Annotated in this window: 13 protein-coding genes; 7 read left to right on the top strand and 6 right to left on the bottom strand. The window is 73.6% G+C overall.

What is annotated here, in order from left to right; all coding sequences use genetic code 11:
* Position 1: 1 nt before the first annotated feature.
* Both mtrA and BJP60_RS04360 read right to left on the bottom strand, forming a co-directional pair.
* Positions 2 to 697 (bottom strand): MtrAB system response regulator MtrA, encoded by a 696-nt coding sequence (mtrA, locus tag BJP60_RS04365; RefSeq protein ID WP_203137821.1) that lies wholly within the window; start codon positions 695 to 697, stop codon positions 2 to 4.
* A gap of 554 nt (positions 698 to 1,251) precedes the next feature.
* Complete coding sequence (locus tag BJP60_RS04360; RefSeq protein ID WP_238439555.1) at positions 1,252 to 1,746, bottom strand: hypothetical protein; 495 nt, start codon at positions 1,744 to 1,746, stop codon at positions 1,252 to 1,254.
* 335 nt (positions 1,747 to 2,081) lie between these two features.
* Between BJP60_RS04360 and BJP60_RS04355 the strand changes: the two genes are divergently transcribed.
* From BJP60_RS04355 to BJP60_RS04340, 4 genes are all read left to right on the top strand, one after another.
* Entirely contained in the window at positions 2,082 to 2,768 is a 687-nt protein-coding gene (locus tag BJP60_RS04355) for a DUF4129 domain-containing protein (RefSeq protein ID WP_203137819.1), read from the top strand.
* A 67-nt stretch (positions 2,769 to 2,835) separates the two neighbouring features.
* Entirely contained in the window at positions 2,836 to 4,065 is a 1,230-nt protein-coding gene (locus tag BJP60_RS04350; RefSeq protein ID WP_238439554.1) for a DUF4350 domain-containing protein, read from the top strand.
* A 120-nt stretch (positions 4,066 to 4,185) separates the two neighbouring features.
* Complete coding sequence (locus tag BJP60_RS04345) at positions 4,186 to 5,109, top strand: AAA family ATPase (RefSeq protein WP_238439627.1); 924 nt, start codon at positions 4,186 to 4,188, stop codon at positions 5,107 to 5,109.
* A 12-nt stretch (positions 5,110 to 5,121) separates the two neighbouring features.
* Complete coding sequence (locus BJP60_RS04340) at positions 5,122 to 6,468, top strand: DUF58 domain-containing protein (RefSeq protein ID WP_203137817.1); 1,347 nt, start codon at positions 5,122 to 5,124, stop codon at positions 6,466 to 6,468.
* Between the two features lie 24 nt (positions 6,469 to 6,492).
* On the opposite strand, the gene BJP60_RS04335 is transcribed toward BJP60_RS04340, so the two are convergent.
* Positions 6,493 to 7,107, bottom strand: coding sequence for a serine O-acetyltransferase (locus BJP60_RS04335; RefSeq protein WP_203137816.1), 615 nt, complete (start codon positions 7,105 to 7,107; stop codon positions 6,493 to 6,495).
* 28 nt (positions 7,108 to 7,135) lie between these two features.
* A complete protein-coding gene (locus BJP60_RS04330; RefSeq protein WP_203137815.1) occupies positions 7,136 to 7,411 on the bottom strand; it encodes an acyl carrier protein in 276 nt (91 codons plus the stop codon).
* 98 nt (positions 7,412 to 7,509) lie between these two features.
* Here BJP60_RS04330 and BJP60_RS04325 point away from each other — a divergent pair, with 98 nt between their 5' ends.
* The 3 genes from BJP60_RS04325 to nadE are packed head-to-tail and all read left to right on the top strand — an operon-like array spanning position 7,510 to position 10,722.
* Positions 7,510 to 7,746, top strand: coding sequence for a hypothetical protein (locus tag BJP60_RS04325; RefSeq protein WP_203137813.1), 237 nt, complete (start codon positions 7,510 to 7,512; stop codon positions 7,744 to 7,746).
* Positions 7,746 to 9,755, top strand: coding sequence for an asparagine synthase (glutamine-hydrolyzing) (gene asnB, locus BJP60_RS04320; protein WP_203137812.1), 2,010 nt, complete (start codon positions 7,746 to 7,748; stop codon positions 9,753 to 9,755). Before BJP60_RS04325 ends, asnB begins: the two co-directional genes overlap by 1 nt.
* On the top strand, positions 9,739 to 10,722 hold the full coding sequence (gene nadE / locus BJP60_RS04315) for an NAD(+) synthase (protein WP_203137811.1): 984 nt from the start codon (positions 9,739 to 9,741) through the stop codon (positions 10,720 to 10,722). Before asnB ends, nadE begins: the two co-directional genes overlap by 17 nt.
* On the opposite strand, the gene BJP60_RS04310 is transcribed toward nadE, so the two are convergent.
* Entirely contained in the window at positions 10,688 to 11,113 is a 426-nt protein-coding gene (locus tag BJP60_RS04310; protein ID WP_203137810.1) for a holo-ACP synthase, read from the bottom strand. The two genes, nadE and BJP60_RS04310, sit on opposite strands and share 35 nt — an antisense overlap.
* The gene (locus tag BJP60_RS04305; RefSeq protein WP_203137809.1) at positions 11,110 to 11,967 is read right to left on the bottom strand and encodes a hypothetical protein; all 858 of its coding nucleotides are present in this window, start codon (positions 11,965 to 11,967) and stop codon (positions 11,110 to 11,112) included. The genes BJP60_RS04310 and BJP60_RS04305 overlap by 4 nt, the downstream gene beginning before the upstream one ends.
* Positions 11,968 to 11,970 lie beyond the last annotated feature (3 nt).

Here is an 11,970-nt window from a genome sequence, read left to right as displayed (position 1 = left end):
ACTAGGACGCGGCGGCGTCGGCGACGGCGCCGGCGCGGTAGCCGACGCCGCGCACCGTGGTGACGATCCGGGGGTTGTCCGGGTCGAGCTCGATCTTGGCGCGCAGACGCTGGACGTGCACGTTCACCAGGCGCGTGTCCGCCTTGTAGTGATAGCCCCAGACCTGCTCGAGCAGCTCCTCCCGAGAGAAGACCTGCTGCGGCTTGGACGCCAGCGCGACGAGCAGCTCGAACTCGAGCGGCGTCAGCGCGATCGGGCTCTGCCCGCGCCGCACCTCGTGGGCCGCGACGTCGACCGTGAGGTCGCCGATCCGCAGCACGTCGTTCGTCGCCTCGGGGGCCGGCCGCAGACGCGTGCGGATGCGCGCGACGAGCTCCTTGGGGTTGAACGGCTTGACGATGTAGTCGTCGGCGCCCGCCTCGAGCCCGCCCACGACGTCATTCGTGTCGGCGCGCGCGGTCAGCATGATGATCGGCACGCCCGACTCGGCCCGGATCTCCGTGCAGATCTCGATGCCGTCCTTGCCGGGGAGCATCAGATCCAGCAGCACCAGGTCGGGACGCTCGCGGCGCCACATGTCGACGGCGAGCTCGCCGTCGGCGCAGAACAGCGTGTCGAAGCCCTCCGTGCGCAGCACGATGCCGATCATCTCGGCGAGGGCGGTGTCATCGTCGACGACCAGGATGCGGGCGGTCATGGAGGGCGAAGATCCTTTGCTTCGAATCCGCGGAGGGAGGAAGATCCCGATCAGCCTAGTAGACGCCTCCCTGTCTGTAAGTTGGGACAGACACGCGCGAGCGGCTCTCGAGGGGGAACGATGACTCAGGCGACCACGTGGCGGCCCGCCCCGCGCGCGGGGCTCGTCCCGCTGTATCCGTTCGGATTCGGCACGGCGCTCGGCAAGGCGTTCGGCGCGCTGCGCGGCAACCCGAAGGTGCTGCTCGGCTTCGCCGTCGGCGTGCAGACCCTCGCATCGCTCGCGGCCGTGGCGATCCTCGGCCTCGTCGCCTGGCTCTCCTTCTCCCGTCTCGACACCGTCCCTCAGTTCACGGACGAGTTCGACGCGATCATGGCCGGCTCCACCGCGATCACGATCGTCGCCGGCATCGTCGTCTCCCTCGCGATCACGGCGCTCAGCGTGATCGTGCAGGGCGTGGTGGTCGCCGAGGTCTCGCGCGCCGTCGTCGGCGAGCGCGCGACTCTGCGCGAGCTGTGGTCGCTCGTCCGGCCCGTGTTCTGGCGTCTCGCCGGCTACTTCGCGCTGCAGCTGCTCGTGTGGCTCGTCGTGGCCGTCGTGGTCGCCGTGCCCTTCTTCGTCGCCGGGGCCACCGAGCAGTGGGGACTGCTCGCGATCGCGATCCCCGCCCTGATCCTGCTCTTCCCGCTGTGGGCGTGGCTCGGCACCAAGCTCTTCCTCGTCCCCGCGGCCATCGTGCTCGAGCAGACGGGTCCGTTCCGCGCGATCGCGCGCTCGTGGGTGCTGACGCGCGGTCGCTTCTGGCCGACGTTCGGGGTCATGATCCTCATCTCGGTGATCATGGGCGTCGCCTCGAGCATCGTGGGCACGCCGCTGCAGCTGGTCGCCGGCTTCCTGCCCGCCATCCTCGTGCCGTTCGGCGAGGGCGGCGATCCCGGCGCGGCGATCGGTCTCGTGGTGACCGTGGGGGTCCTGAGCGCGGCGCTGCAGCTGCTCGTGTCGGCGATCTCGACGATCGTCACGGGCACGGGCGGGGCGCTCATGTACATCGACGCCAGGATGCGCCGCGAGGCCCTGGACCTGCGGCTGCAGGCGTACGTCGAGCAGCGTGAGCTGGGCGCGGCGACGCTGCCCGACCCCTGGGCGTACGACCCGTCGTTCGCGGCATACGCATCGCAGCCGCGCTACGCCGGGGCGTACGCCGCACCCGCGCCGCAGCCGCCGTACGGGCAGCAGCCGTACCCCCCGCAGCAGCCGTATCCCCCTCAGCCGCCGTACGGGCAGCAGCCGTACCCCCGCAGCAGCAGCCGCCGTCCTCCACGCAGCCGCCGTACCCGCCGTACCCGCCGTACCCGCCGTACCCGCCGTACCCGCCGAGCGGATCGTGAGCGCGGGCCTGCTCGCGACGGCGCTCGTGCGCGCCGTCCTCCCCGCGGACGCACTGGATCCCGACCGCGACGAGGCGCGCGAGTGGGCCGAGCGCGAACTGTCCGATCCGGTGTACGACGAGGCGCAGCCGACGCCGCTCGACCGGCTCGCGCAGGCCATCGGCGATTTCATCGACGATCTGCTCAACCCGCGCGGCGACGTGGAGTGGAGCCCGGTGCTCGCGATCGCGGCGATCGTCATCGCCGTCGGCCTCGTGATCGCGGCCGTGCTGATCTGGGGGCGCCCGCGGCTGGCGCACCGCGCGGGCGAGCGGTCGGCGCTGCTGTTCGGCGACGCCGAGACCAGGTCCGCGGCGCAGCTGCGTCAGGCCGCCGCGGCGCATGCCGCGGCGGACGAGTGGGACGAGGCGATCGTCGTCCGCTTCCGCGCCCTCGCCCGGGGGCTCGAGGAGCGCGGCATCGTCGAGGCGCCGCCGGGCACGACGGCGCAGAGCCTCGCGCGCCGCGCGCAGCCTCCCTTCCCCGACCATGCCGCGGGACTGGACGCCGCCGCGCGCGCGTTCGACGACGTGCGCTACCTGCGCCGCCGCGGCACCGCGGAGCTGTACGACGTCGTCGCATCGCTCGACGACGAGCTCGTCCGCACCACTCCTCATCGCGCACCCGGGGCGGTGCTCGCATGAGGCGTCGACCGTGCGGCGCCGGACCGAGCGCGTCGCCCTCCGCGACCGCGCGGGACGGGGCCACGTCGTGACCGCTACCCGGACCGTCGACGCGCCGGTGTCCGGTCCCGCCGGGGGCCCGGCGGAGCGCGACGCCGATCCGTTCGGGCGCGACGAGAGCGAGCGCCGCGGCAGGCGGCGCAACGTGCTCGCATGGGTCGCGCTGGGAGCCGTCGTGCTGCTGCTCGGCGGCCTCCTGTCGCTGTTCGTCGCGCGCGACTGGACGCCCCGTCCCCCGCTGGACCCCGAGGGTCCGGGCGCGGACGGTGCGCGCGCGATCGTGCAGATCCTGCGCGAACAGGGTGTCGAGGTCGTCCCCACCATGCGGCGCGCCGACACGCTCGAGCGCCTCGACGCCTCCACGACGCTCGTGCTGACGGATCCGTGGACGCTGTCGGAGGAGACGATCCAGGACCTGGTGGCCGCCGCGGGGGACACGGTCGTGCTCGACGCCGACGGCGCCGTCGCCGACCTGCTGGTGCCCGGCGCGTCCTACGCGGGCTACGGCGACGAGCCGATCGCGCCCGCGTGCGCCCTTCCCGTCGCGGAGCGCGCGGGCGCCATCGCGCCGGGCCGAGCGCTGACCGCACCCGCGGGCGCGGAGGGCTGCTACCCGGTCGGCGAAGGCTTCGGGCTCGTGCGCGCGCCCGGCGGCGCCGGCCACGTGACCCTGATCGACGGCACCGTGCTGTTCACGAACGAGCATCTCGCACAGGAGGGGAACGCGGCGCTCGGACTCGGGCTGATCGGCACGCACGAGCGCGTCGTGTGGTACGTCCCGTCGTTCGAGGACGCGGAGGACGGCGGCGCCGCGCCGACCCTCGGCGACCTGACGCCGCCGTGGGTGACGCCCGCGATCGTGCTGCTGCTGCTCGCCGGTCTCGCCGCCGCGCTGTGGCGCGGGCGACGCTTCGGGCCGCTCGTCGCGGAGCGGCTGCCCGTGACCGTGCGCGGCAGCGAGACGCTCGAGGGCCGCGCGCGCCTCTACGCCCGCGCGGCGGAGCCCGCGCACGCGGCCGCGCTGCTGCGCGAGGGCGCGGCCGCCCGCATGGCCAGGCGCCTCGGCCTCCCCCCGAACGCCGCTCCCCTGGAGGTCGCGGACGCGGCCGCCGTGCGACTGGGCGCCCCCTCCGACGTGACGCGTGCGATCCTGACTCATGTCCCGACATCCGATGCCGACCTCGCCGCGCTCGGCCGGAGGCTGCGCGATCTCGAGGACGCCGTCGACGCCGCCCGCACCGACGGTCGCGCGGGCTGATCCCGTCCCCTTCGCCCACCGCTCCGAGAGGAACACCGCATGGAGAACCCCGCCGCCGTCGCCGCCCCCGTCTCCCCCGCTCCGGCGGGCGCGCCTGAGGCCGACGCCCTCCGCCACGCCATGCACCGCGTGCGGGTCGAGGTCGGCAAGGCCGTTGTCGGGCAGGACGGCGCGGTAAGCGGTCTGCTCATCGCCCTGCTCGCCCGCGGTCACGTGCTGCTCGAGGGTGTCCCCGGCGTCGCCAAGACGCTGCTCGTGCGCACGTTCAGCCGTGCGCTCGGGCTCGACACCAAGCGCATCCAGTTCACCCCCGACCTGATGCCGGGCGATGTCTCCGGATCGCTGATCTACGACGCGAAGGCGGGCGAGTTCGAGTTCCGCGAGGGCCCGGTGTTCACGAACATCGTGCTGGCCGACGAGATCAACCGCACGCCTCCCAAGACGCAGGCGGCGCTGCTCGAGGCGATGGAGGAGCGCCAGGTGTCGGCCGACGGCGTGACGCGACCGCTGCCGGACCCCTTCCTCGTGTGCGCGACGCAGAACCCCGTCGAGCACGAGGGCACCTACACGCTCCCCGAGGCGCAGCTCGACCGGTTCCTGCTGAAGCTGCTGATCGACGTGCCGCCGCGGGATGCCGAGGTCGCGGTCCTGCGCCGGCACGCCGACGGCTTCTCGCCCCGCGAGCTCGGCGGCGTCGCGCCCGTCGTGACTCCCGACGAGATCCGCGCGGCGCAGCAAGCGGCCGCCGCCGTGACCGTGACGGACGACGTGCTCGCCTACGTCGTCGACCTCGCGCGCGCAACGCGGCAGAGCCCGTCCGTGCAGCTGGGCGCGAGCCCGCGCGCCTCGACCGCGCTGCTCGCCGCCGCGAAGGCCTGGGCGTGGCTCGGCGGCTACCCCGCGATCACCCCAGACCACGTGCAGGCGATGCTGGTCCCGGTCTGGCGGCATCGCATCCGGCTGCGTCCCGACGCCGAGATCGAGGGCGTGTCCGTCGACGCCGTGCTGAACTCCGTCGTGCAGCAGACGCCCGTCCCGCTCTGAGCCGCCTCGCCCGTGTACGTCACCGCCCTCCTGCCCTGGATCGTCGCCGCCGGACTGGTCCCGCTCGTGCCGCTCGCCGCGATGGGCGTCGACCCGTGGCTCGTGCTGGCCGGGTGGATCGTGCTGTGCGGGGCGCTGGTCGCGGTCGACGTGCTCGCGGCGCCCGATCCGCGCGCGCTCGTGCTGCACCGGAGCTACCCGGGCCGAGCGGACGGCACCGGCCCCGCGCGCGTGCGGCTGGGCGAGCGCATCGACGTGCGGCTGCGGGTGGCGAACCACGGCACCCGGCGCATCCGGGCCACGGTGCGCGACGCGTGGCAGCCGACCGCGGGCGCCCCGGAGGGGCGGCTGCGCTTCGACGTGCCGCCGCACGAGTCGCGGTCGGCGGCGGTGCCGCTGCTGCCGCGGCGGCGCGGCGAGCTGCGCACCGAGTTCGCCGTCATCCGCTCGGCGGGTCCGCTCGGCCTCGCGGGGGTGCAGAGGCGGATGGAAGCGCCCGGCGCCATCCGCGTGCTGCCGCCCTTCCACTCCCGGCGGCACCTCGCCTCGCGCGTCGCCCGGCTGCGGGAGCTCGACGGCAACACGAGCGTGCAGGTGCGCGGCCAGGGCACCGAGTTCGACTCGCTGCGCGAGTACGTGCGCGGTGACGACGTGCGCTCGATCGACTGGCGGGCCACGGCACGCGCGGGCAGCACCATGCTGCGCACCTGGCGCCCCGAGCGGGATCGTCACGTCGTGATCCTGATCGACACGGGCCGCACGGCCGCCACGCGCGCGGGCGACGGCACCCGCCTCGAGGCGGCCTTCGAGGCGGCGCTGCTGCTGGCCGCGCTCGCGGTCCGCGCGGGCGACCACGTGCACCTCGTCGCGTTCGACCGGATCGTGCGGGCGCGCGTCACGGGCGTCGAGGGCGCGGCGCTGCTGCCCGCGCTCGTCGACGCGCTCGCGCCCGTCGAGGCGCAGCTGATCGACACGGACTGGGACGGCGCGTTCGCGCAGGCGCGCGCGCTCGCCGCGCACCCGTCGCTGTTCGTCGTGCTCACGGCGCAGGAGGCGCCGGAGGCCGCGCGCGGCTTCCTGGGGACGCTGCCGCAGACCGTCCGCGCGGGCACTGTCGTGCTCGTCGGCTCCGCGACGGATGCCGATCTCGAGCGCACGGCCCGCGGACACGGCGACGGCGACGGCTCCGTCGACGACCTGTACCGCGCGGCGGCCGCGGAGGCCGCACTGCGCTCGGCGGCGAGCGTCGCCCGGGCGATCACGCGCGCCGGCGCGGAGGCCCTCGCCGCCTCGCCCGACGATCTGCCGCCGCGCATCGCGGACCGCTACCTCGCGCTCAAGGCCGCCGGACGGCTCTGAGGCCCGGCGGCGACCGCGCCGGGATCAGCCGGCGCGTGTCAGGGGCGGATCGGCCGGGACGACGAAGTTGATCATGTTGCCGTTGTCGTAGTCGCGCGCGACGACGCGCCCCGGGTTGCCCGCCACGAGGGCGCCCGCCGGCACGTCTCGCGACAGCACGGTGCCCGCCGAGATGGTCGCGCGGTCGCCGATCGTGATGGCGCCCGTGATCGTGGCGCCGGGGCCGATCCACACGTCGTCGCCGATCGTCGGCATGCCCTGGTCGCCGCGCGCGACCCGCTGGCCGATCGTCACGTTCTGGTGCAGCACGCTGTTCGCGCCGATCCTGACCGGCCCGATGATGACGCCGTGGCCGTGGACGAGCAGCAGTCCCGGTCCGATGCGGGCGCCGTGGTTGATGTCGATGTGGTCGATCCGCATGAGCCACGTGTTCCAGACGCGGTGCAGCAGCACGCAGAGCGCGCCCGGCATGCGCCGGCGCTCGCGCAGGCGCTCCGCCCACTGCCCGAAGCGGTAGGCGGCGACGGCCGGCAGCTCGGGTCGCGTCAGCCACAGACCCGCGCGGGCGGATCTGCCGGGCCGTGCGCCGCCGAACATCACGGCGTAGGCCTTTGCCCTGTCGACGGCGAAGGCGCCCATGCTCACCGCCTCCCGCGGCCGCGGCGGATCACTCCGTCGCCTTGCGCTGCACGAATGCGACGAGCCGGTCGATGCCGTCGAGGTTCTCCGGCACGGTCTCCGAATCCTCGACCCGGATCCCGAACTCGCGCTCGACGAACTCGATCAGCTCGAGCACGCCGGTCGAGTCGATGACCTCGGTCTCCATGAGCGACTCGTCGCCGTCAGGCATCCGCCCCGCGTCGCCGAACAGCAGATCCTCGAGGATGAACTCCTCGAGCCGGCCGCGCACATCCGTCGCAGTCGGCCGCGTCTCCAGTCGCATCGGGACTCCTTTCGTTCGGCGGGTATCCAACGCCCCGCTTCGTTCTCTTTCCCCATGGCGCGGGCCTCCACGACGCGCGTCGCTCGGAAGGAGTACGGATGCCCGCGCGAAAGTACACGGCGGATGTCGCCCCGCTCGATCGGGAGGTCATCGTCCGCGAATGCGGCGCGGTGATCGCGCATGCGCGCGACGCCGACAGCGCGGCGATCGGCGTGGCGATCCATCTCGAGGACGCGCTCGGCATCGTGCTGCCGGAGCCCGCGATCCATCCGGCGCACCTCGGCACGACCGACCGGATCCGGCGCACGCTCGCCGCGCTCGAGGAGGATCGCTGATGTGCGGCATCTGCGGCGTGCACTCCCCGCGGACCCTGCCGGGCCTGGACCTCGTGCGCGACATGCTCGGGGCCCTGCGGCATCGAGGGCCGGACGGGGCGGGCATCTATCGCGACCGGCGGGTGGCGCTCGGGCACGTGCGGCTCGCGATCGTCGACGAGGCCGGCGGCGCGCAGCCGATGTCGAACGAGGACGACGCGGTCTGGGTCACGTTCAACGGCGAGATCTTCAACCATGTCGAGCTGAGGGCTCAGCTCGAGCACCGCGGGCACCGGTTCCGCAGCCGCTCCGACACCGAGGTGATCGTGCACGCGTGGGAGGAGTGGGGCCTCGGATGCTTCGCCCGCTTCAACGGCCAATGGGCGCTGGCCCTGTGGGATCGCCGCACCGACCGCCTCGTGCTCAGTCGCGACCGATTCGGCGTGCATCCCCTGTACTACACGCGCGCAGGCGGGCGTCTGCTGTTCGCATCCGAGATCAAGGCGCTGTTCGCCGATCCGGACGTGCCGCGCGCGTTCGATCCGATCGGGCTCGAGGAGACCCTGACGTTCTGGTCCCCCGTCGCACCGCGCACGGTGTTCCGCGGCGTGCGGGCGGTGCCGCCGGGCAGTGCGCTCGTGGTGGACGGAGACCACGAGGAGCTGCACGTGCACGCGCCGATCGAGTTCCCGGCGCGCGGCCGGGAGCCGCGACAGGACCTCTCGGCGAACGTGGAGGCCGTCAGGGAGGCGATCACGCGCGCGACGGTGCTGCGCTTCGAGCGCAGCGACGTGCCGGTGGGCGCCTATCTGTCGGGCGGCATCGACTCGGCCGTCACGACCGCCGTGATCGCGCAGCTGCCGGGCGTCCGGCTGCGCACCTTCTCGGTGCGCTTCGCCGAGGACGAGTACGACGAGGGCGGCTACCAGCGCCTGATGTCCGAGCGGCTGGGCACGCAGCACGACGACATCGTGGTGTCGTCTCGCGAGGTGGCGGACGTCCTGCCGGACGTCGTGCGGCACGCCGAGGCGCCGCTGCTGCGCACCGCGGCCGCGCCCATGTTCCTGCTCTCGCGTCTCGCGCGCGACGCGGGCTGCAAGGTGGTCGTCACGGGCGAGGGCTCCGACGAGCTGCTCGCGGGCTACGACCTGTTCCGCGAGGCACGGGTCCGCCGGTTCTGGGCGCGCGACGCCGACTCCCCCGCACGCGCTCGCGCGGTCGAGCTGCTGTACCCGTGGATGGCGCGATCGCCCTCGCTCGCACCGGCGTTCGGGCGGCGGTTCTTCGGGCGCGACCTGGACGACGACGATCCGGCGCTCTCGCATCGGCCGCGGTGGAGCTCCACCGCCGCGCTGCAGAGCATGCTCGACCCCGCCGTGCGCGCCGACGCCGCCGTGGACGCGGCCCTCGTCGCGAGGATGCCCCGCGGAAGCGCCGGGTGGGACCCGCTCTCGCGCGCCCAGTGGCTCGAGATCACGACGCTGCTGCCCGGCTACCTGCTGTCCTCCCAGGGGGACCGCATGCTGATGGCGCACGGCGTCGAGGGCCGCTTCCCGTTCCTGGACCCGGATGTCGCGCGGCTGGCCGCCGAGATCCCCGCGCGGCACAAGCTGCTGGGACTGGACGAGAAGCACCTGCTCAAGCGCGCCTTCGCCGACCTGATCCCCGAGCAGATCCTGCGCCGACCCAAGCAGCCCTACCGTGCGCCGGATGCGAGCGGATTCCTCGCGGGGCGCGGTCCGGACTGGATGGACGACGTCGTGTCGGGAAGCGCCGTGCGCGACGCGGGCGTCTTCCAGCCGACGGTCGTGGAGCGGCTGCTGGCGAAGTTCCGTCGCGACCCCGCCCGCGCGATCGGCAACACCGACAGCATGCGCCTGATGGCCGTGCTCACGACCCAGCTGCTGCATCGGCAGCTCATCGAGCGCCCGTGGCACGCCGCCCCGCCGGCGCACGGCATCACGACCCTCATCGACCACGCGCAATCCGACGACCACGCACAAGGAGAAGCACATGTCATTCGGACCTGACGACCTCGCGATCGACGCGGACGCGGAGGTCGAGCGCATCACGCGCACCATTCGCACCGCCCTGGCGACGTACCGGCGCAAGGGCGTCGTCGTCGCGGTGTCGGGCGGGATCGACTCGAGCGTGGTGGCGGCGCTGTGCGTCCGTGCGCTCGGGCGCGACCGGGTCTTCGCCCTCCACCTTCCCGAGCGCGAGTCGTCCGACGACACGCTCGGCTACAGCACGCTGCTCACGGACGCGCTCGGCGTGGACTCCGCGGTGGAGGACATCTCGCCCCTGCTCGAGGCCGCCGGCTGCTACCGCCGTCGCGACGACGCGATCAGGCTCGTGGTGCCCGGGTACGGTCAGGGCTACCGCTCGAAGATCGTGCTGCCGAGCGTCGTCGACTCGGACGAGTACCGGCTCTACTCGGTCGTCGTCGAGGCCCCGGACGGCACCCGCACCACCCACCGGCTGACGCAGGAGGCGTACCTCGGCATCGTCGCGGCGACGAACTTCAAGCAGCGCGCGCGCAAGATGCTCGAGTACTACCACGCCGATCGGCTGAACTACCTCACGACCGGGACGCCGAACCGCCTCGAGTACGACCAGGGCTTCTTCGTGAAGCTCGGCGACGGCGCCGCCGACATCAAGCCGATCGCGCACCTGTACAAGTCCCAGGTGTATGCGCTCGCCGAGCATCTGGGCGTCCCGAGCGAGATCCGTCAGCGTCCGTCCACGACGGACACCTACTCGATGCCGCAGTCGCAGGAGGAGTTCTACTTCTCACTCCCCTACGACCGCATGGACCTGTGCCTGTACGGGATGGACAACGACGTGCCGGCCGCGCAGATCGGCGAAGCCACGGGGCTCACGGCCGAGCAGGTCGAGCGCGTGTTCCGCGACATCCAGCAGAAGCGGCGCACGACGGCCTACCTGCACGAGCCTCCCGTGCTCACGGAGAGGGTGCCGGCGATCGACGCGCACTGACCCGCGCGACGATCGCGAAGGCGATCGCGACGTGGCCGCGCGAATGCGCGGCCACGCTCACATCCCCCGCACCGGCCCGCGCCGCCGCGGCCGCGACGGGGCCCGTGAGCGTGACGCGGCACACGCCGGAGGCGCCCTGCCGGATCTCGATCCACTGCCACGGCACGTGCCCGCTCCACTCCGGCAGGGCGAGCGCCTTCCACACCGCCTCCTTCGCGGCGAAGCATTCGGCGAGCGCGCGCACCGGCAGCCCGTCGCCCGGCCGAGCGGCCTCGCCGGACGGCCCGGGGTCTCCGAACCACCGGCGCGCCACGGCCTCGCCGCCGCGTTCCAGCAGCCGCCGGATGCGCCGCGCGTCTGCGACATCGACGCCGACGCCGTGGATGGTCATCGCACGTTGGCCGCGACGACCTCGATCAGCGCGCCCGCGGCGGCGCGCGCGCCGACGGCGTTGAGATGACCGTTGTCCGCCGCGTATGCCGCGTTCAGGACGTGGTACGTCTCGGCCTCGAGCGTGCGCGTCGTGGGGGCGCCGTCCACGGTCGTCTCGACGGCCGCGATGTCGAACAGGCGGCCCGTGTCGCCGTAGCGCTCGCGCACCAGCTCGTTGTACCGCGCCCGCACCGCGTTGTCGAGCGGGCCGGCGCGGTCGGGACGCCCCAGCAGCGCCTTGATGCTCGCGCGCAGGCCGCGGTCGGTCGTGAGCGGCACGGTCGTGTAGAGGAACGTGACGTCGGGGTGCGCGCGCTCCAGCTCGGCCATCGCCCGGGCGTACGCGTCGAACACGGCCTCCTCGTCCGACCCGGACGTGATGTCGTCGTAGCAGAACTTCAGCAGCGCGACGTCGACCGCGTCGCCCAGCGGCCCGCTCATCAGCGCACGGAAGTCGGCGATCTTGCCGAGCGGGTCGCCGTTCACGCCGACGTGCACGTGCGCGATGTGCGCGTCGCCCGCGAGCGGCTCGCGCGTCTCGACGATGGACGGCCCCGGGGCGCCGGCCGATGCGTAGACGTCCTTGACGCCGTCGAGGATGTTCGCGCCCACCGACTGATGGGCGAACAGGATCCGGGCACGGGAGGCCGCTTTCAGCTGGTCCTCCCCGGGCGTCGCCACCTCGGGCTCCGACATCGGCGGGATCCTTCCGTCCCAGGCGATCGCGAGGCCCGCGATCACCGCCAGCACGAGTGCGACGGCCGCGCCCGTGAGGAGTCGCGCGCGCCCTGCCGTCCTGGATGTCGCGCCCATGAC

This window comes from Microbacterium sp. JZ31 (assembly GCF_016805985.1).
Taxonomy (GTDB): Bacteria; Actinomycetota; Actinomycetes; order Actinomycetales; family Microbacteriaceae; genus Microbacterium.
Note: the sequence above shows the minus strand (reverse complement) of the source record. Positions and strands in the feature narration are given on the sequence as shown.

Bases quoted from the DNA above. Each gene is read 5' to 3' on its own strand.
- BJP60_RS04345 (WP_238439627.1), top strand. From the start codon at position 4,186: ATGCACCGCGTGCGGGTCGAGGTCGGCAAGGCCGTTGTCGGGCAGGAC.
- BJP60_RS04360 (WP_238439555.1), bottom strand. From the start codon at position 1,746: ATGTACATGAGCGCCCCGCCCGTGCCCGTGACGATCGTCGAGATCGCC.
- BJP60_RS04305 (WP_203137809.1), bottom strand. From the start codon at position 11,967: ATGGGCGCGACATCCAGGACGGCAGGGCGCGCGCGACTCCTCACGGGC.
- BJP60_RS04310 (WP_203137810.1), bottom strand. From the start codon at position 11,113: ATGACCATCCACGGCGTCGGCGTCGATGTCGCAGACGCGCGGCGCATC.
- mtrA (WP_203137821.1), bottom strand. From the start codon at position 697: ATGACCGCCCGCATCCTGGTCGTCGACGATGACACCGCCCTCGCCGAG.
- BJP60_RS04335 (WP_203137816.1), bottom strand. From the start codon at position 7,107: ATGGGCGCCTTCGCCGTCGACAGGGCAAAGGCCTACGCCGTGATGTTC.
- asnB (WP_203137812.1), top strand. From the start codon at position 7,746: ATGTGCGGCATCTGCGGCGTGCACTCCCCGCGGACCCTGCCGGGCCTG.
- BJP60_RS04330 (WP_203137815.1), bottom strand. From the start codon at position 7,411: ATGCGACTGGAGACGCGGCCGACTGCGACGGATGTGCGCGGCCGGCTC.
- BJP60_RS04325 (WP_203137813.1), top strand. From the start codon at position 7,510: ATGCCCGCGCGAAAGTACACGGCGGATGTCGCCCCGCTCGATCGGGAG.
- nadE (WP_203137811.1), top strand. From the start codon at position 9,739: ATGTCATTCGGACCTGACGACCTCGCGATCGACGCGGACGCGGAGGTC.